This is a genomic window from Bdellovibrio bacteriovorus HD100 (genome assembly GCF_000196175.1).
In the GTDB taxonomy this organism is placed as follows: Bacteria; Bdellovibrionota; Bdellovibrionia; order Bdellovibrionales; family Bdellovibrionaceae; genus Bdellovibrio; species Bdellovibrio bacteriovorus.
In genome coordinates this window covers 3,395,737-3,413,925 of record NC_005363.1, presented here as the reverse complement: position 1 = coordinate 3,413,925, position 18,189 = coordinate 3,395,737, and the positions used below count along the sequence as shown (strand labels likewise).

At 51.1% G+C, this 18,189-nt stretch carries 22 protein-coding genes; 13 read left to right on the top strand and 9 right to left on the bottom strand.

What is annotated here, in order from left to right; translation table 11 throughout:
* The first annotated feature begins 165 nt into the window (after window positions 1-165).
* Window positions 166-567: a hypothetical protein gene (locus BD_RS16040; protein ID WP_226988072.1), complete on the top strand. Its 402-nt coding sequence runs from the start codon at window positions 166-168 to the stop codon at window positions 565-567.
* A 228-nt stretch (window positions 568-795) separates the two neighbouring features.
* Here BD_RS16040 and BD_RS16035 read toward each other — a convergent pair whose 3' ends face one another.
* From BD_RS16035 to BD_RS16020, 4 genes are all read right to left on the bottom strand, one after another.
* Window positions 796-1,161, bottom strand: a complete 366-nt coding sequence (locus tag BD_RS16035; RefSeq protein ID WP_157865731.1) for an AgmX/PglI C-terminal domain-containing protein — start codon at window positions 1,159-1,161, stop codon at window positions 796-798.
* Between the two features lie 38 nt (window positions 1,162-1,199).
* Window positions 1,200-2,036, bottom strand: a complete 837-nt coding sequence (locus tag BD_RS16030) for a metallophosphoesterase (RefSeq protein WP_011165833.1) — start codon at window positions 2,034-2,036, stop codon at window positions 1,200-1,202.
* 94 nt (window positions 2,037-2,130) lie between these two features.
* Complete coding sequence (locus tag BD_RS16025) at window positions 2,131-3,087, bottom strand: aldo/keto reductase family protein (protein WP_011165832.1); 957 nt, start codon at window positions 3,085-3,087, stop codon at window positions 2,131-2,133.
* A gap of 29 nt (window positions 3,088-3,116) precedes the next feature.
* Window positions 3,117-3,518 carry a hypothetical protein gene (locus BD_RS16020; RefSeq protein WP_011165831.1) on the bottom strand — a complete coding sequence of 134 codons (402 nt, stop codon included), beginning with the start codon at window positions 3,516-3,518 and terminating at the stop codon, window positions 3,117-3,119.
* Between the two features lie 148 nt (window positions 3,519-3,666).
* On the opposite strand from BD_RS16020, the gene ung reads away from it, so the two are divergent.
* From ung to BD_RS15975, 9 genes are all read left to right on the top strand, one after another.
* A complete protein-coding gene (gene ung, locus BD_RS16015) occupies window positions 3,667-4,356 on the top strand; it encodes a uracil-DNA glycosylase (RefSeq protein ID WP_041583779.1) in 690 nt (229 codons plus the stop codon).
* A gap of 132 nt (window positions 4,357-4,488) precedes the next feature.
* Window positions 4,489-4,800 carry a hypothetical protein gene (locus BD_RS16010; RefSeq protein ID WP_011165829.1) on the top strand — a complete coding sequence of 104 codons (312 nt, stop codon included), beginning with the start codon at window positions 4,489-4,491 and terminating at the stop codon, window positions 4,798-4,800.
* Window positions 4,801-4,841: 41 nt separating this feature from the next.
* The gene (locus BD_RS16005; RefSeq protein ID WP_011165828.1) at window positions 4,842-5,258 is read left to right on the top strand and encodes a sll1863 family stress response protein; all 417 of its coding nucleotides are present in this window, start codon (window positions 4,842-4,844) and stop codon (window positions 5,256-5,258) included.
* The gene (locus tag BD_RS18445; RefSeq protein ID WP_011165827.1) at window positions 5,258-5,827 is read left to right on the top strand and encodes a dehydroquinate synthase/iron-containing alcohol dehydrogenase family protein; all 570 of its coding nucleotides are present in this window, start codon (window positions 5,258-5,260) and stop codon (window positions 5,825-5,827) included. The genes BD_RS16005 and BD_RS18445 overlap by 1 nt, the downstream gene beginning before the upstream one ends.
* Window positions 5,797-6,309 (top strand): 3-dehydroquinate synthase family protein, encoded by a 513-nt coding sequence (locus tag BD_RS18440; RefSeq protein WP_011165826.1) that lies wholly within the window; start codon window positions 5,797-5,799, stop codon window positions 6,307-6,309. The genes BD_RS18445 and BD_RS18440 overlap by 31 nt, the downstream gene beginning before the upstream one ends.
* On the top strand, window positions 6,302-7,477 hold the full coding sequence (locus tag BD_RS15990) for a 3-phosphoshikimate 1-carboxyvinyltransferase (RefSeq protein ID WP_144313799.1): 1,176 nt from the start codon (window positions 6,302-6,304) through the stop codon (window positions 7,475-7,477). The genes BD_RS18440 and BD_RS15990 overlap by 8 nt, the downstream gene beginning before the upstream one ends.
* Entirely contained in the window at window positions 7,474-9,300 is a 1,827-nt protein-coding gene (locus tag BD_RS15985) for a shikimate kinase (RefSeq protein WP_011165824.1), read from the top strand. The genes BD_RS15990 and BD_RS15985 overlap by 4 nt, the downstream gene beginning before the upstream one ends.
* Entirely contained in the window at window positions 9,297-10,322 is a 1,026-nt protein-coding gene (aroC, locus tag BD_RS15980; RefSeq protein ID WP_011165823.1) for a chorismate synthase, read from the top strand. The genes BD_RS15985 and aroC overlap by 4 nt, the downstream gene beginning before the upstream one ends.
* A gap of 18 nt (window positions 10,323-10,340) precedes the next feature.
* On the top strand, window positions 10,341-11,240 hold the full coding sequence (locus BD_RS15975; RefSeq protein ID WP_011165822.1) for a 1,4-dihydroxy-2-naphthoyl-CoA synthase: 900 nt from the start codon (window positions 10,341-10,343) through the stop codon (window positions 11,238-11,240).
* Here the strand turns inward: BD_RS15975 and BD_RS15970 are convergent.
* Window positions 11,218-12,378, bottom strand: coding sequence for a sensor histidine kinase (locus BD_RS15970; protein WP_011165821.1), 1,161 nt, complete (start codon window positions 12,376-12,378; stop codon window positions 11,218-11,220). The two genes, BD_RS15975 and BD_RS15970, sit on opposite strands and share 23 nt — an antisense overlap.
* Window positions 12,368-13,030: a response regulator transcription factor gene (locus BD_RS15965; RefSeq protein ID WP_011165820.1), complete on the bottom strand. Its 663-nt coding sequence runs from the start codon at window positions 13,028-13,030 to the stop codon at window positions 12,368-12,370. The genes BD_RS15970 and BD_RS15965 overlap by 11 nt, the downstream gene beginning before the upstream one ends.
* 165 nt (window positions 13,031-13,195) lie before the next feature.
* Here BD_RS15965 and BD_RS15960 point away from each other — a divergent pair, with 165 nt between their 5' ends.
* Entirely contained in the window at window positions 13,196-14,068 is an 873-nt protein-coding gene (locus BD_RS15960; RefSeq protein ID WP_041583636.1) for a hypothetical protein, read from the top strand.
* A gap of 152 nt (window positions 14,069-14,220) precedes the next feature.
* On the top strand, window positions 14,221-14,433 hold the full coding sequence (locus BD_RS15955) for a hypothetical protein (RefSeq protein WP_038448577.1): 213 nt from the start codon (window positions 14,221-14,223) through the stop codon (window positions 14,431-14,433).
* Here BD_RS15955 and BD_RS15950 read toward each other — a convergent pair.
* The 3 genes from BD_RS15950 to aroF are packed head-to-tail and all read right to left on the bottom strand — an operon-like array spanning window position 14,430 to window position 17,061.
* Window positions 14,430-15,485 (bottom strand): trypsin-like serine peptidase, encoded by a 1,056-nt coding sequence (locus BD_RS15950; protein WP_011165818.1) that lies wholly within the window; start codon window positions 15,483-15,485, stop codon window positions 14,430-14,432. The two genes, BD_RS15955 and BD_RS15950, sit on opposite strands and share 4 nt — an antisense overlap.
* Window positions 15,486-15,488: 3 nt before the next feature.
* Window positions 15,489-16,196, bottom strand: coding sequence for a bifunctional demethylmenaquinone methyltransferase/2-methoxy-6-polyprenyl-1,4-benzoquinol methylase UbiE (ubiE, locus tag BD_RS15945; protein ID WP_011165817.1), 708 nt, complete (start codon window positions 16,194-16,196; stop codon window positions 15,489-15,491).
* A complete protein-coding gene (gene aroF, locus BD_RS15940) occupies window positions 16,189-17,061 on the bottom strand; it encodes a 3-deoxy-7-phosphoheptulonate synthase (protein ID WP_226988071.1) in 873 nt (290 codons plus the stop codon). The genes ubiE and aroF overlap by 8 nt, the downstream gene beginning before the upstream one ends.
* Before the next feature lie 316 nt (window positions 17,062-17,377).
* Here aroF and BD_RS15935 point away from each other — a divergent pair, with 316 nt between their 5' ends.
* The gene (locus tag BD_RS15935; protein WP_157865730.1) at window positions 17,378-18,187 is read left to right on the top strand and encodes a chorismate-binding protein; all 810 of its coding nucleotides are present in this window, start codon (window positions 17,378-17,380) and stop codon (window positions 18,185-18,187) included.
* Window positions 18,188-18,189: the final 2 nt, after the last annotated feature.

Genomic DNA, 18,189 nt, shown 5'->3' with positions numbered 1-18,189 from the left:
GCGCTGGTTATACCGTAAAGCCTGTGGGCCTTCCAGATCACGGGCCGTGCGCCTGAAAAACTTTCCGAACTGCTTAAGGTTCAGACAGGGGACTACGGCTTTCGCGGTGAATCTTGTCGCTGTCAAAGCGATGTGGAATACTGCCGATGTTTCTGGAGGGGTTCCTTGGTTAAGTATTTGATGATGGAGATTGAAAAGTCTCAGCTTATGAAGGCTGTGCATGACAACAACAGCCTGGTGCTGGATCTGGAGTGCATTCTGAGTGTGGTGGATGAAACCACCGACGTTCTGGAAAGAGCCAACAGCAGTGTCACCACTAAAATCACCATCAAAAATCCCCGCCTGAACCGCGTGCCACCTGTGGGCTACGTGTCTGAAGGGCAACTGGAAATCGACGACAAACCAAAAGGTTTCCTGCCGCTGAATCTGGAATACAAAGGCGACTTCCGCCTAAGCCTGACCCTCGGCCCGGATGAGTTCGAGACCGAAGGGGATGAGATCATTATCAAGACCGAGAACTCGGAGATTCCGTCGGGGTATCGTAAGATTCCCGCGATGGGGTGGTAGTTTTCTATTGCAAATAATTTGCGATCGTCCAAGGATTCTTGCGATCCATGCAGGACCATATCTGAGAAGTAAGTAGCGCAGCAATAAGAAGTATACCAAGTATTTTTGCAATCAGAGTTATCGTTCTTTTCATTATTCGTGTTTCCAGCTCTCGATTTCGTAAACGAGCCTTATGAAATAAAATCTCTGGACGTCATGATTCGTCTTAACTCCTGTTCCTGCCTTAGATTATTTGACTAGCAGCTCTAAGCTGACCTTGGCTCGGGAGTCTTCGGCGGAAGGTGGAAACTTCATCACCTTGATTTTGGAGATAATGCAGTCTTCAAATGCTGGGTCTTTGAAGTTCATGTCGCGAATGCGCGGATTCTTTACAAAGCCATCTTCATTTTGAATCCAAACAAGCGTTGCCCTTCCATCCAGGCCAGGCGATCTCTTTAATGCATCTTGAATGCAGGACTTGAAAGCATCCTGGTTCTGATCGAGCGTGCGATTGGTCGCTTTTTCCGTCGCGTCCAATCGTTCTTCGCGCGTAGGTACATTCGAACAAGAAGAAAGAATCAGTGTTATCAGGGCAAAGAGAGTTACTTCCTTCAATCGATACTCCTTGAGATTGAGTGTATAACCTTGTTTCATTAATTGGCTGACGTAAAGGCGACTTCAGCGATGACTACCTCTGGGGGGACGCGGAAGCGTACAGGTAAGATACTGTTACCCGTGCCACTTGTTACTAGAAGGTGGTGGCCATCCTCATGAATTAGGCCGTAGCGATACCTATCTTGAAACTGCGAAGGGACAATCGGTGAGTTGATGATGGGAAAGTTGACCTGTCCCCCATGAGTATGGCCTGCAAGCACTAAAGAAATATCAGAAGGAATGCGGGGGAAAACGTCGGGATTATGTGTAATTGCGATAGACGGAATTTCAGAAGCTTTGTGTGCGGCTATATAGTCCCACAGATGTTCATCCTCCCAGTAGTCGCCAAGGCCAATCAGTCGAAGCTGCGCACCTTTCCATTTAAGATCAATGTGCTGATTGTCTATTAGTTGGACATTGTTTGTAGTTAAGGCTTGCACTACGTCTGTTTTGCCTGACCACCAGTCGTGATTCCCAAGGACTGCGTAGACACCCAATGGTGCTTCAAGTTTCTTTAGCTGATGAGCTGATTTAACAAATGCTTCGGCGCTTCTTTGGGCAACGAAGTCACCGAGAAAGACGATTATATCTGGTTTTTCGTCATTTAAGGTTCCTACAATTCGTTCGAGTCTTTTCTCATCACCAAAAAATCTTCCAATATGAATATCAGAAACGATTCCAATCCGAAGAGGACTGAAGTTGTTTTTGTGAGCCATTGTAAGGCTATATCTTTGGGTGGTGAGAGAGCTTGGTTCTAACCAAAAGGCCCAAGCTGCCAAGATTCCGCCTACAAATACCAAGATGTACATTAAGAATGCTTTAAGTCGCTTGATCATTGATCTATTCTGAAAGATTGAGTGCGGCGGGTACAGTCAAATAGCAGTGAAGGGAAAAGGCTGCGGGGGGGCAGCAGCCTTTCGGTGTGTCTCATTAGTAAGCGAAAATCTTTTTAATGTCTTTGTCGATCTCGGGTGTGATTTCAACCTTCAGGGCGCCCAGATTTTCCTGCAGTTGTTCGATGCTGGTGGCACCAAGGATCACGCTGCTGACGCCCGGTTGGGCGGCGGTCCATGCCAGTGCCAACTGCGTGCGGCTGCATTCTAGTTTGTCGGCGATGCCTTTAAGTTCCCACACGCGCTGACTGTTCTTTTCGGTATAGAAGGTGTCCTTCAGCCAGTCGATGCGCGACAGGCGTCCTTCGCTGACGCCTTTGTCGTATTTTCCGGTCAGCATGCCAGACGCTAACGGAGACCAAGTGACCAGGCCCATGCCGTGTTGTTGGGCTTTGGGTTGCACATTGGTTTCAAACTTGTCGCGTACAAGCAGGTTGTATTGGGGCTGTTCGACTTGCGGTTTGTAGTAACCACCCTTGTCACAGATATCCATGGCTTCCTGAATCTGTTCTGCGGTCCATTCGCTGGTTCCCCAGTACAGAATCTTTCCGTGATGAATGAGGTCATCCATGATGCGCACGGTTTCTTCCACCGGGGTTTCGGGGTCATAACGATGGCAGAAATAAATATCCAGATAGTCCGTGCCGATTCGTTGCAAAGACTTGTTCACGGATTCCAGAATGTGTTTGCGGGAAAGACCCTTGTCGTTGATGTCTTCACTCATCGGCCAGAAGACTTTTGATGAAATCACCAGCTCGTGGCGGGGGAAATCTTTTAAAGCGCCGCCCATGATGCGTTCGGATTCGCCTTTGGCGTAGATGTCGGCGATGTCGAAGAAATTGATTCCGGCTTCATAAGCCAGGCGCAGAATGCTGCGGACGGAAGTGAAGTCTTTGACGGTGCCACCAAAGGTGGTCCATCCACCCAGAGAATAGGTGCCGATTTTAAGACCGCAACGGCCAACGCTGCGGTAAGGCATATTGGGATTGAACATCGGGGCCTCCTTGCAGAAGCCCCATTATCTTAATGAAGAACCGGATGTTGCAAGTAATGATTGATTTCGATGATTCGGTCTTGCTGACTGACCACGGAATCCTGAATCGCCACCAGCTTTTGCATCAGATTGTCTTTAGCAAGCCTAATGGCTTCGAAGATATCCTCGTGGACGCCTTCAGCCTCTGCCTTCGCGCCGCCCTCGTTTAAGACGATGGCAATACGATACAGTTTCTTCAGACCCTCGCGGGTGAATTCGCGCCCGTCTGTTTCATACTGGAGCGCAAGTTTTCGGGGATCCCGGGCTACTACCGCAACCACAGTCTGTGGAGTCACAAAGTGTTCAAACTCTGCGATCTGCTGGTAGATAAAGGACTTAACCTCAGGATTTTGCTCAATAAGCTCAATGGTGGGGTTGAGAAGGGTCGTCATAGGCGGCCTCCTTTTCCTCGTAGTTATAGTGTAACAATGGGGTCGAATTTTGTCTGGTCAAGAAGACTGGCACCGAAAAAATAATTTGAAATCGAATAGGTTTGCATTAGAATCCCGAACCTGGACCATGGACCTGTGTCAGATTGAGATGGAAAATATTAACTCAGAAATCAAATTAGACTCATCTTGGAAGCAGCATCTGCATCTCGAATTTGAAACCGAGCGCATGCAGAAGCTGAATAAATTTTTATCTGCTGAATACAAAGCGGGTAAAACAATTTATCCCCATGGCGATGACTACTTCGCGGCGATGAATCTGACTCCTTTTGACAAAGTGAAAGTGGTGATCGTCGGGCAGGATCCTTATCATGGCCCTGGTCAGGCGCACGGACTTTGTTTTTCTGTGCAAGACGGCGTTCGTTTTCCTCCGTCTCTTAGAAACATCTTTAAAGAGCTTCACGACGACGTGGGCGCGACCATTCCACAAAGTGGCTCCTTGACCAAGTGGGCTCAAGAAGGTGTGTTGTTGCTAAATGCCGTGCTGACAGTCGAGGACGGAAAAGCCGCTGCCCATCAAGGCAAGGGCTGGGAAGAGTTCACCGATAAGATCATCCACGTGCTGAACGAAGAAAAAGAAAATCTTGTGTTCATTCTGTGGGGTTCTTACGCACAGAAAAAAGCGTCCTTCGTGGATCGCAAAAAACACCTGGTGCTTGAGGCCGTGCATCCATCACCGCTGTCCGCTCACCGCGGATTCTTTGGGACCAAGCCCTTCTCCAAAACCAATGCCTATCTGAAATCCAAGGGTATTGGCGAAATCAACTGGAACCTGGTTTAACTCCTTCGGGGGGCGTCCAAAATAGATCCATCCCGGTGTTTTATATCAAGCCTGCAAGGGTAAAAGCTCTAGTCTTCGCTGGGGACCTTGGCTAAGATATAAGAAGGTCTCAATTATTCACCGGGAGGATTTATGAGATGGCTTGTTATGGTGGCTTTCGTGGCACCCGTCTTTACAGGCTTGAATCCGGCACAGGCGGGTCCGTCGATCCGTTTGGTCGCAAGTGAACACTCCACCATCACCGCAGACACCGTTAAAAGCATCCGTGCTGATGGCAACGGGCTGCTGGTGGTCTTTACGAAAACAGCCGGAACCTATTATCTGGATCGTGATGTCATCAACTTTGAGACCTACCGCAGAAGGCTGGAAGAAAGTCTGAAAAATCAGAAGCCTGTCAGCGTCAAGGCCGAGCAGCATCAGCTCAATATTGTTGAAGTAAAATAAGGCCCCGTTGTAAACTGGTCTCCGTCGTAAGGAGACCTTTTATGCGTCATATTGCTGCTGCTTTTGTAGTGTTGTCCCTGGCTTCCCAATCCTTTGCCACTTCCGCTGAAGAAGTGAAAACCAAAACCGCTGAAGCAGCCACTGCTGCGGCTGATTACACCAAAGAACAAAAAGAGCAGTTCCAAAAAGACATGGAAGAAAATCTGGCGAAAATGAAAAAAGAAATCGCCGAGATGAAAGAAGCTGCCTCCAAGAAAACCGGCGAAGCAAAAACTGAGTACAACGATCAGATCAAAGCTTTGGAAAAAAAGCAGGAAGAAATGAAGAAAGATCTGGCGAAGATGAAGAAAAGCTCAGGCAAAGCCTGGGGCGAAATGAAAAATGGCATGAGCAAAGCGTGGGATGCGATCTCTGATTCCTACGGTAAAGCCAAAGCCCACCTGTCAGAAGAAAAATAATGAAAAAAAGCTCACTGCTCTTCACCACCGAATTGCCTCGTCCCGCAGACCTGGGGGAAGAGCTGTTGTTGATCCACGACGAGATCTTGCCTCGTAAATCCAAGACCTTCAAAAAATGGATGGCGCAGTTTCCACTGCGTTATCCGGTGAAGGCCGGGGAATCTCTTAAGTCCGTTCAGAACTTTCCCGAACACATCACCAAAATCGTGAAGCTGTGTGAAGGCGCTTCCAGCCGGCGTTTGACGGTGGTGGTCGCCGGGGGCGGCAGTGTCGGGGATTTTGGCGGCTTTGTTGCCAGCATCCTGAAGCGTGGCGTTCGTCTGGTGCATATGCCCAGCACCTGGCTTTCGGCGATTGATTCTGCTCATGGTGGCAAGACCGCTTTGAATGTGGGATCAGCGAAAAACCAGATTGGCACTTTCTATCCCGCTGACAAGATTGTTTTGTCTCGTTCGTTGCTGATGGCTCAGCCGAATGCCCGAGCCTTTGAAGGTTTTGGCGAACTTCTTAAGATCGCTTTGATTGCCGGGGGACCGCTGTGGCGGGATCTGTCGAAAGATACGAAGTGAATGTGGCGGTGCTGTGGAAATACCTTTCCAGTGCCATTGATGCCAAATACAAGGTTGTCGCCAAAGACCCGGAGGAAAAATCCGGTCATCGTCATATTTTGAACTTGGGTCACACCTTGGGCCATGTGCTGGAAACCCAGTACGAACTGCCACACGGGGTGGCGATCAATTACGGGCTGGAGTTTGCTTTGCGCTTCAGCTTGCACAAAAAGATCATCACACCTGCTGAATACGAAAAGCTGATGCTGTCGCCTGTGATGGGCTATCTGCTGTCGCCGGTGCGGGATGAATTGCTGCAGACCAAAGAATCGGTTCTGCGTGAATTCAGAAAGCAGCTTCTGAGTGACAAGAAAAAGACGTCGTCTGAAGTTCTGCGCTTTGTTTTCCTAAAAAAGCCCGGCCAGTGTGTCGTGCGTGAAGTCAGTGTGGATGACATCCTGGTGGAAGTCTGCCGCCAGAAAGAAGATGAACTCAATGGCTGATTTCCGATTTCAGGGCGAGATTCCTGGTTCTAAATCCATTTTCAATCGCGCTTTGATCGTAAAAAGCTATTTTCCCGTGTTGGATCTGCAAGGGCATTCCGATTGTGACGACGTCGTTCACATGCGTGAAGGTCTTAAAGAGATCCGCGAACGCAGCCGCATTGATTGCGGCGAAGGCGGCACCACGTTCCGCTTTATGGCGCTTCGGGCGTCCCGCATGCGCGGGGTCCATACTTTAGAGGCCACACCTCGTCTGTTGCAAAGACCGCAAAAAGGTTTACTGGATCTGTTGTCTCAGTTGGGTGTGCAAACCCAAATCAAGAATCGCGAAATGTTCGTGGTGTCTGAAGGGTGGAAGCGTCCGCGCACTCCATTGAAAGTAAACACCTCTGAATCCAGTCAGTATGCTTCGGCATTAATTCTGAACTGCTGGCTTTTGGATTTTGATCTGGAATTTGAGCTGGTCGGCGACAAGGTTTCTGAATCGTACTTCCAGTTGACCGTGCAGATGCTGAAAGAGCTGGGCATGCGCATGCAGGTTCAGGGCAACAAGTACCTGATCCCGGCCGGCCAGCGTATCAGCAAGCTTGAATACCGTGTGGAATCCGATCTGAGTTCGGCCTTCACCATGGCGTCTGCTGGCGCCTTGGTGGGCGGAGCCAAACTTTTGAACTATCCGGTGAAAAGCTCCCAGCCGGACGGTATCTTTGTCGAGATCTTCAAACAAATGAACATCGAAACAGAAATGGTCGAAGGCGCTTTGTGTGTGAAGCCTTGCGCAGGCTTGCGTGCGGTGAATTGGGATCTTTATCAGTCCCCGGATCTGTTCCCGGTGCTGGCGGTACTTTGCAGTTGGGCCAACGGCAGCTCCAAGCTTTACAATGCGCCTCATTTGGCGGCGAAAGAAAGCAATCGCATTGCCAAGATTGCTGATTTGTTTGAACGCCTGGGCATTTCCCATGAAGTCTTGCCGGATGGCATGATCATTCATGGCAATCCCCAGCAAAGCCTTAAAAAAGGCATCACTTTTGATTCCGATCAGGATCACCGCATGGTGATGGCGGCCACTTTGATGAAGCTAAAAGGCCATGACATCACCATTGAAAACCCCGAGGCCATCAATAAGAGTTTTCCAGAGTTCTGGGACATGATAGGTATCAAGGCATGATTACAGTCGTCGTTGGCCACCGCGGAACCGGAAAAACTGAAATGATGAAGCGTCTGCAGATATACCTGCGAGACGAATCCGCGGAGATCATTGACCTGGATGAATCCATCGAAGAAAAAATCGGAAAAACCATCCCCGAACTTTTCTTAGAGCACGGCGAGGCCTATTTCCGCGAGTTGGAGCGCCAGCTTTTCCTTGAGACTTTGCAAAAGCCCCACACGCAGATGTTCCTGGTGCTGGGGGCGGGCTTTGATCTGTCTGTGATCCCAGAAAACGTGCGCGTGCTGTGGGTTCGTCGTAACACCGATCTTGATGGCAGAATCTTCTTAAACCGCCCACGCCTGAACCCGGAATTGTCCCCGCTGGAAGAATTCCACAAGCGCGCCGTTGTGCGCGAAGCCCGTTATCGTGAACGAGCCGATGAAGTCTATCTGATGCCGGAAGGTCTTTTTGAAAATCGCCATCACGCCATGGCCGTTGAAAAAGCTCTTCTGACTCACAATCTGCATGACATCGGTGGCGCGGTGACGATCCCAGCTGAAGTCTTTGGGACTGAGAAACGCTGGGAGCTTTTCAAAGCCCGCTTCCTGAACCGAGGTGTGGGTTTGTTTGAGCTGCGCGATGATCTGCTGACTTTTGAGCAGATTCAGCGCGTGGTGCAGGAAATGGCCAGCGAGCGTCTGCTTTATTCTTTCCGCACAAAGCCTGAAAACGCCGAGGCCCTTATGCAGGAGCCTTTGATTGCAGTTTTAAGCCGTGTGGCCTGGATTGACTGGCCGGTGGAGCTGGGATCGCCCGAAGATCTTCTGCGGGTGATTTCATCTGATAAATTGATTTTGTCTTTGCACGATGAGTCCCGCAAAGAATTGTGGCAGCAGTTTGAAAAGCAAGCCGCACATTTGAAATATGCGCCGATGGTCGATACCTTCAGTGATCTGAAGAAGGGCCATGAATGGCAGCAAGGCGAACCTTCTCGCCGCAGTTTCCTGCCGCGGTCCCCGGATGGTCGCTGGGAATGGTATCGCCGTTTGCAAAAAGGTCATCAACTGATCAATTTCTGGCGCGAAGGGGATGGCACAGCGGGGGATCAGCCTTCGCTCTGGGCCTGGATGATGACCCCGGAAGTGGTGAAAGGTTTCGCTGCCGTTTTGGGCGACCCTGTTCGTCACAGCTTTACTCCGCTAGAGCATTCTGATTTCTTCCATAAAAAAAGCCTGCCGGTCTTTGCTGTCGCTATTTCCCGTGATGAATGGGATCAGGCCTTCCCGGTGGTGCAAGGCATGGGGCTTCGTTATGCGGCGGTCACGTCTCCTCACAAAGAAAACGCCGCCAAAGTCTGCAAGCATGAAAATCTAAAGGCCGTGAACACTCTTTTCTGGAATGAAAAGACCAAATCATGGCAGGGGACGTCCACCGACGATCAGGGCTTTATGGAGCTGATCGAAGGTGTCGGTATGATCGCGCCACTGCAAAAAGAAATTTTTGTCTGGGGCGGGGGTGGCGTACTGGAGATGATTGAAAAAGCCCTGCCGCACGCAAGCTTCATTTCTTCGCGCACGGGGAAGCCCCGCGCAGGATCTGAAGATGCCGAAACCCTTTTGCCCAAGATTGTGATCTGGGCGGCACCGCGCGGACCGGAAACCCAGATGCCACCTGCGCACTGGAATCCAGCGATGGTGTTTGATTTAAATTACAAAGAAGATTCCATGGGCCGTGAATATGCCCAGCGCTGTGGCGCGAATTATCAGTCCGGGCTTGTGATGTTCACAGCCCAGGCGCAAGGACAAAGAATGTTCTGGCGCAAGTCCGAGGAGAACGCATGAGTGCAAGTCAGTTCGGTTCCCGTTTTGTGATCACGACTTTCGGTGAAAGTCATGGGACCGCTTTGGGCGTGGTGATTGACGGCTGTCCAGCCGGAGTGAATTTTGATGAAGGACTTCTGAAAAAAGAACTGGAGCGCCGTCGTCCCGGTCATCATGGCTCGGGTCAGATTGTATCCGGCCGTCAGGAAACGGATGCTCCGGAAGTTCTGAGCGGCGTTTTCGATGGCAAAACCCTGGGCACGCCGATGGCGATCATCGTGCGCAATCAGGATGCAAGATCTCAGGATTATTCTGTTATCAAGAATTCCCCGCGTGCGGGTCATGCCGATGACATGTGGAGGAATAAATTCGGTCACAGCGATCATCGCGGGGGTGGTCGGTCTTCCGGTCGTGAGACGGTTTCCCGCGTGATGGCGGGTTCCGTGGCTCAGATGATGATGAAACACGTCAGTGCGCCAACCAAGGTGATTGGTTATGCCTCGCAGATCGGTCCGATGACCTTGACCGACGCAGAACGCGCGGAAGTCAGCAAAAAGGACATTGATTCCTTCCAGGCAAGATTTCCCTCCAGCCGCGATCAGGAAGTGGCTGACCTTTTAAAGAAAGCCCAGGACAACGGCGAAAGCCACGGCGGCGTTGCCGAGATTCTGATTCAGAATCCACCAGCACATCTGGGGCAACCGGTGTTTCATAAATTGAAATCCGATCTGGCCATGGCCTTCTTAAGTGTGGGCGCCACCAATGGCTTTGAATTGGGATTGGGGTTTGAAGCCGCCGAAGTCAAAGGCACACAATTCCATCAGGGGCCGCAGGACGCTTATGGCGGCATCCGTGGGGGGATTTCCACCGGGGAAAGTATTCTGCTGCGGGTTTCTTTCAAGCCCACAAGCTCCATTCTGGATGTGGCAAAAAAGGGCCGTCATGATCCGTGCATTGTGACCCGGGCCATCCCGGTTCTTGAGGCGATGACATGGCTGGTGTTGGCAGATCACTATTTGTGGTCTAAAACTGACAGAATATAGGCTTTACTGGGAGTAAAAATGGTTTCTGATATTTTCAATCCGGAGTGGTGGACAGAAGTTCCTGGCTTTGATTTCAAGGATATTACTTATCATCGCGCCAAAGATCAGGGCACGGTTCGTATTGCTTTCAATCGTCCTGAGGTGCGCAATGCCTTCCGCCCACAAACGGTGGATGAGCTTTACACAGCTTTGGAGCACGCCCGCATCACCGCAGACGTCGGTGTGGTTTTGATCACTGGCAACGGTCCTTCCCCGAAAGACGGTGGCTGGGCGTTCTGTTCTGGTGGTGATCAGCGCATTCGCGGTAAAGACGGCTACAAGTACGAAGAAAAAGAAGCTCAGGGCAAAATGGATCTGGCTCGTCTGGGCCGATTGCACATTCTGGAAGTTCAGCGTTTGATTCGTTTCATGCCCAAAGTGGTGATGGCAGTTGTTCCCGGCTGGTCCGTGGGCGGCGGTCATTCTTTGCACGTGGTGTGTGATTTGACGATTGCAAGCCAAGAGCATGCGATCTTCAAGCAGACGGATCCGGATGTGGCCAGCTTCGATTCTGGTTACGGTTCAGCGTACCTGGCTCGCATGGTGGGTCAGAAGCGGGCTCGGGAAATCTTCTTCCTGGGGCGCAACTATTCAGCGCAAGAGGCCTTTGATATGGGCATGGTCAACGCCGTGGTTCCGCACAAGGATCTTGAAAAGGTGGCTTTGGAATGGGCCAAGGAAATGAACTCAAAAAGCCCGACAGCCATGCGCATGCTGAAGTTCGGCTTCAACATGATTGATGACGGTCTTGTGGGTCAGCAGCTCTTTGCGGGTGAAGCGACCCGTCTGGCTTATGGAACCGAAGAGGCTGTTGAAGGCCGCGGTTCCTTCGTGGAAAAGCGTCCGAAGGACTTCTCTAAGTTCCCTTGGCATTACTAGTCGCTGCAGAGTCCGGAAACCTCAGGGTCACAGTGGTCCCTGAGGTTTTAATGTTGATCCGGTGAACGATGCCCAGGCTTTCAAGGTCTGCGCGCAAAACTTCCAGTCCCAATCCTGAATTTCCATTCTGATCGGTGCCAGTGTCAGCGGCCCCGGCGTTATCCTTATAAATCAAAGTGTCCTGATCCCACTGAATGTCGATGTATGGGTTCTGTGTCTGATTTCTTTCAAAAGCTTCCACTGTGTTTAGCAACAGATTAAAGAAGGCCGAGCGCAGAATGCCTTCGTCCGACAGCACTGTGCGGGCCTCAGGCAGTTGAACCCGGGCCCGGCGCAAACGGCGTTCCAGAATCTGATAGTTGCTGGCAAAGGCCGCGCGAATGCACAGGGGGCTTGGGTCTTTGGAGGATCTGGAAATCTGATTGATGGATTTCAGGACGTCACGGACGTGGCGCATTTCTTCTGCCAACTGGCCGATTTGCTTCTTATAGTCCTCGGCCGTCCACCGCTGATGAGTCGAACTTAAGGACTCAAAAATCATCAGGGGAGATGAGATCATTCCCTTTACATCGTGGAGCAGTCGGTGACTATCGTGTCCGATGCGACTGAGACGCAAAAGTCTTTCCTTGTCGCGGCGATTGGCGCTGACAGCATAGCGCTGGATCACCCAGGCAAGTGCAAAACACACTAACACCGTCAGGACCCAGTCTTTGCGGGTGGCGGGCGGAATCTGCCACTGCAGTTGATCCTGAATCTGGTAGGTGATGATGTATCCCAAGGCTGTCAGACCAAAGGTCGTCGGAAACATCCAAGTACGACGGGTTTTGACGAAGGCACAGCCCAAGGCACACTGGATGTAGGCAAATTCATACAGCGGTAAAAACCAAATCATGATCAGGCAATAGGATGCACAGAGCAGGAACAAGATCAGCGTCGGGAAGTCATCTGGCTGTGTTCGGATCCGGAGGAAATAGAAGGAAAAAGCGCCGGCCAGCAGGGCGTATCCGACTTTCAGAGCCACATAGGTCGGCTGCAGTTCTTCTGGCAGTCTTAAAACTTCCGGATAGATGGTCAACAGACAGACAAGCGCCAACAAAAGAATCGGCACTGAAGGGTACAGATGGGACCTAGCCTTCATAACAATAACCCATGCCGTGAATCAGCTTCAAGCCATCGCGGAATGGCGGCAGTTTGTTTTTAATATTCAGCAAGTGAGTGTCCAAGGCATTGCGACTGACGTGACGATCACCCCAGATGCTCTTAATCAGCTCTTCGCGCTGGATAGGCAGGCCTTTTTTATTCAGAAACAGGCACACGATGTCGGTCTGAGTCTGAGTCAGGGTCAGTTGTTCGTCGTTGTATTCAACCAGTCGCTTGGAGATGTGCAAAGTGAATTGAGGCTCACGCAGCACCTCGCTTTGGATGCGTTGCTTGCGGCACTTTTCAAGAATCGACAGAATGTCCGCCAGGCGAGCGGGTTTTTCCAGAAAACCAAAAATCTGCAGATTCAAAAGTTCCACGGCATTGGCGATATTGACGTGGCCGGAAATCACAATCACAGGAGCGCGCGAGGGATTTTCGTTAAGGACTCGCAGCAATGATGTCCCCGTTTCCGTTCCCAAATCCAAGTCCAGCAAGATCGCAAATACCGGAGAAGTGTTTAACACGTCTTGCGCCGAAGCAAGCCCGTTTGCCGTCAGCACGTTGTATTGCCCACTCAAAGCCGTTTTCAGGCTGCGCAGATAATTTAAATCATCATCAATGGCGAGTACGTTCAGATTGTCGAGCATGTCCTGATTACGTTATGTAGCTCCATAAACAATTGCAAGACTATAGGAGGTGAAAAATAGGATTTCTTCCCCGACCAGTCTTTGTTTGAAATATTCTTGAATTTTTGAATTGGGACTCTTCCCTTAGCATGGTTGTGATGCTTAACAAAACCAAGGGGAGTAGTGATGAAACTGATTTCTAAATTAATGGTGACGACGTCTTTGTTAGCTTTGGCGGCCTGCTCTGGGGGTGGCGGAGGTGGAGGCGGCGGCTCCAACAACGGTGATGTGGCCAATCCAACCCCGACCATTACGTCCCCACCGACCGCAGCAAAAGGAACCGCTGCCGAGTTGGGAACCATTCTGGATGAAGATGCGGCGGGAACTCAAGCGCAAGTGGTGAACTTTATCAACAGCTTCTCGATGATTTCTTTGGGCGGGGGACCTGTGCGCCAGGGGCGTGGTGGGTATGATTGCTCAGAGCCGACGGCCGACTGGACCGATGCGGATAACGATATGTTCTTTGCGAGTTTGAATTTCAAAATCTCCAACTGCGCAATCACCGATGAAGAGCTGCCGGATCACGAAGGGGTTTACAACGAAAGCATCACTTCCACTGATTCCGATGACAGTACGTTCTGGGCGAATGCTTCTCTTTCATATTCAGAGGACTACTCTATGAAAAAGAACGGCTCTACGGACATCTATGAGTACGAGTCGTTCAAGGCCAATCTGGATATGTCCAAGGGTCTGACCTTGTCTTTCAAGGAAGGCGGGTACGATAAAATCGCGGCAACGCCTTTGCCAAATCGCTATGTTGCGTACTGGCTGAACTTTGAAGCGGATGAAGAGTCCAATGTTGCGATCACTGGTTATGTTCAGGTGTATGCGGAAGGCAAGGGCTTGGTGACGGTGTCCGTGCATTCCACGGGATACACGATGAACTTGAACACACAATGTGTGACGGGTGGAGAAATCACCTTGAAATACGCCGATGGCACGGCGGCGTCAGCAGCAGTGCCTAAAGATATCTGCTTTAACAGCGCGCCGACGCCTTAACTTTCACTTTTTTTCGGTCGCGGGGCTCGTCCCCGCGCAGCTGATGCGAGTTTCCTCTGCAACAGCCCCATCCAAAGGCGGGAAAACCTCTATCTAGTTCCAGTGCCTGAATACAGCTGTAATTGTTCGGGCGGCAGGGGGACAATAGGGTCATGAAACCTGCTATCTTCTTCGTACTGCTGGCGTTCGTAGGACTGGCATTCTGGGGATGCCCGACGAGGAAGTATATCCCTGATCCAACTCCACCACAGCCTGAAGTGCAGATTCAATCCATGCGTTATGATGAAGTATTAAGACAACACGGGCAGGCCCCTTGGGTGGGACCTCGTCAGGACCAGCGGCGAATGCTGGCCATGAATAATTAGAAAATACTGATTCCCACAGAGAGGAAGGTTTCGGAAGAATCCTGCGGGCTCATGCCGGCTTCAATGTTAAAGCCCATGCCGGAAAGATAGAGCATGGCATAGTGGCGTTCGTTGTATTCTTTAAACGTCAGGCGTTTGTAGCCAACACCGGCATAGAACGGCAGGAAGTTGGCAGTTTCAAAGTACCAGCGATAGGCCACAGCCAAACCACGATATTCGATGTCTTCTTTGGATGAAGATACGGAACGTTCAACACTGACCAGATAACGATCACGCATCCAGATGCTCAAATCCAAAGCCAGGGCATTGTCTTTGATTTCTTTGCCGTTGTGGTGAAGGCTGACGAAGGTTTCTTTCACGTTCAAGTCAATGCTGGCTTTGGCATCCAGAGAGGTGAACGTGCGCGACGGCTGGTCTTTCAGCATCGCCAGTTTCGCCGGATGAATCATGCGCCCAATGCTGCCCGCCGCTTTACGCACGTACTTCGCCGAAACGACGCCGATGATTTCACCCTGATCATTCAGAACCGCACCGCCGGAATTCCCCGGGGACACGGACATGTCGGTCAGAAAGTTTTTGTCCGAATTGATTTTCGTGACCATGCCTTTGGTGAAGTTAAACAGCATATCGCTGTTCAGGTTCGTATCGAAATCAAGCTTGGTGCCGAAAGGGTGTCCGATCGTGGCGCACTCCTGGCCCACTTTAATGGAAGCAAGGTTGGCAAACTTAAGGGGTGTGGCTTTCGCCGGAGCATCCAGGGTCAGAATTGCAATGTCATTGTCTTTATCCCAGCGGCTGATCGTGGCGGTTTGCTGGGTCACGACCTTGTCGTTTTCAAGCCATTGAACTGTGATGGGACGAAGATCAAAAACACAGTGACGGGCCGTCAAAATCTCAGTCGGGGAAATCAGGGCGCCGGAACAAACGCCGCCTTTAGAGCGGATCACCGGGACTGCGGGACGCGCTTTATCAAAGACCGCAGACCATACGGTGTCCGCGGCAGTTGCGGGAAGAGCCACTGCCATCAGAAAAACGCCCAGCAGGAATTTCATAAATTATTTTACGGTGCCTTTATAGATGTAAGCGATACCACCGGTCAGGGTGATGTATTCCATTTTGGAATAAGCGCCGCTTTCTTTCATCAGATCCAGGAAACCTTCACGGCAAGGGAACGCCGCAGATGATTTTTGCAGGTATTCGTAAGCTTCTTTCTGACCCGTTACGATGCCGCCGATTTTAGGCAGGATGTTCTGGGAATAGAAGTTATACAAAGCACCGAACACCGGAATGTTCACCTGACCAAACTCAAGAACCATCACTTTGCCGCCTGGGCGAGTGACACGCGCCATTTCTTTCAGCGCTTTCACCGGGTCACCGACGTTGCGGATACCGAAAGAGATGCTGCAAACATCAAAGCTGTTGTCTGCGTATTGAAGCTGGGTCACATCGGCTTGCTCGAAAGTGATGTCCAAACCGCGCTCTTTGGCCTTACCCGGAGCCGGGATCAGCATTTCTGCGCAGAAGTCAGTTCCAGTCACAGCACCCGTGCCGACAGTTTTTTTGAACTCAATCGCCAGGTCGCCTGTGCCGGTGGCACAATCCAAAACCTGATCACCGGCTTTGGCGCCGCTGTACTTCACCAGTTTTTTTCTCCACAGGTGATGGATGCCCATGGAAAGGACGTTGTTGCCCTTGTCATAGTTCGCCGCCACTTTAGAGAACATGTTTCTGATGATTTCAGGATTTGGAGAGTGATTAGACATAAACTTCCGCCTTGTGCGCTTTGTGCAGTGGACGGTCGATAGCCGTCAGGATTCTATCAAGCTTCTTCATCATCACAGAGAAGTCATTCAGGGTCAGTGCCTGCATACCGTCGGACAGAGCTTCTGCCGGACGAGGGTGAACTTCAACGATGATACCATCGGCGCCCACAGCCGCTGCTGCGTAAGCCAGATCCGGAACCAAAGCACGGATGCCCACCGCGTGAGAAGGATCCACGATCACCGGAAGGTGTGTGTTCTTTTTCGCGTAAGCCACGGCATTCAGATCCAAAGTGTTGCGGGTCGCAGTTTCGAAAGTGCGGATACCACGTTCACACAGGATCACATTCTGGTTGCCCATTTTGGTGACGTATTCAGAGGCTTTGATCCATTCGTCGATGTAAGCAGCCAGACCGCGTTTCAACAAAACAGGCTTTTTCTGGCGGCCCAGTTCTTTCAGCAGCTCATAGTTTTGCATGCTGCGGGATCCGACCTGGAAGCATTCCACGATATCGTAGACTTCTTCGATTTGACGAACGTCAGTCACTTCGGACACAAGGCTCATGTTCAGTTCTTTGCAAACAGTGCGAACCATGTCGAAAGAGTTTGCGCCCAGACCCTGGAAAGCGGTCGGCGAGGTGCGCATTTTCCAAATGCCACCACGAAGCAGGTGTGCGCCAGCGGCTTTTACGCCGGAAGCGGTTTCCATGAACTGCGCCTGGCTTTCGATAGAACAAGGGCCGGCGATCACGGTGAAATTAGGTCCCCCGATATCAAAACCGCCGACATTGACAATTTGGGTTGAGGGACTTGTTTGCATAGTTTGCGTTTCCATAATACGAACTTCTTCTCGCCCTTGTTTTAACATTTTCACAACTATTAAGTTGAAAAAAGAGGGTCCTTTTGTGGATCGGCAGAATAGCATAACGCTCGAAGGCATTACAAACTTTTTGCAGGCAGGGGCCCTCTTGCGACATGGAAGCCAATGGATTCTCATTGAGGGGCCATTCACAGCACAACCGACCCCAAATAGTGTCGAAATTTCAGTATTTTGCCCCGATTTCTATGATCTGACGGCCCCGGCCCGCTGGTTCGGGAAGGCCCGCTATACCCTCTCAACAGAGGAATTGCGTCGCATTTGTGAGGTCTACTTGGCTCAAGAGCCCCGTACTGCGGAGCCCTTAATGACCGCGCGCTGGGAAGAACCGCGCCTGGAGGACTTTGCCGAGGCCCTTTCCGTGATCCAGTCCCGCATTGAAAAAAATGAAATTCAGAAGGCCGTTCCTGCGGTTTTCGCCCGCACCAATCAGACGGTGACGGCGCAGGATCGTGCGCAAATGCTGCTAAAATTATCCCAGGCTCCAGCGACGTTGTTTGCTTATGGATTCTGGAAAGACGGTGAGGGTGTGCTGGGGGCCACGCCGGAAACACTTTTTGATTTTTCCAAAGGTGTTTTGAAAACCATGGCTTTGGCGGGCACCTGCCCGAAAAGCGAAAGCACCGAGCGTGAGTCGCTTTTGAGTGACGAAAAAGAAATGCTTGAGCACCGCCTGGTGGTGGAGGATCTGAAAGAACGCCTGTCAGCGTGGGGCACCGTGCAGGCGTCTGCGCCTTACATTTTGGAACTTCCAACCCTGTATCATCTGAAAACCGACATCAGCGTGGTTTGCCAGAACCAGCCGAACTTTGTGGAGCTGGTCAAGGCCCTGCATCCGACGCCGGCCCTGGGGGTGGCGCCACGTTCCGCCGGGTACACGTGGATGAAGGCGCTGCCTGGGCAGCAGGGGCGACGCTGGTTCGGAGGTCCTTTTGCTTTTATCGGAGCTGAGGAGGCTCTGTGTCTTGTCGGCATTCGCAATTTGCAGTGGAGTCAAGACTCTGCGATGATTGGTTCCGGTTGCGGCGTGGTCGCGGCCAGTGAACTGGACAGGGAATGGCGGGAGCTTTTCCAAAAACGCCTGTCCGTGAAAAAGATATTGGGGCTTGAAGTATGACA